General features: G+C 68.5%; 1 pseudogene. It reads right to left on the bottom strand.

Features of this window, described 5'->3' with window-relative positions:
* Positions 1–295 (bottom strand): annotated as a pseudogene (locus U5805_RS31690) (hypothetical protein); the annotation flags it as partial.

Consider the following 295-nt stretch of genomic DNA (forward strand, 5'->3'; position numbering starts at 1 on the left):
CGCATTGCTCGCCTGCGCCTTCGAACCATAGCCCAGCGCCGTGGCAGCCGTGGCGCCGCTGTTGCCGCCCGCGGCCACAGCGTTCGTGCCGACCGTGGTGTCGCCGTTGTACAGCGACTGGGCGGAGTTGCCCAGCGCCTCGGAGTTGAAGCCGACTGCTTGTGCCGATCCGCCGAGCGCAATCGTATTCGTGCTGGACGAGGTCGCGTTGTAGCCGATCGCGATCGCCGACGGACCGGACGCCGTTGCCACCGGACCGATCGCCGTGGAGTTCGATCCCGTCGCCGACGAATCC

Source organism: Paraburkholderia sp. J41, assembly GCF_905220235.1.
In the GTDB taxonomy this organism is placed as follows: domain Bacteria; phylum Pseudomonadota; class Gammaproteobacteria; order Burkholderiales; family Burkholderiaceae; genus Paraburkholderia.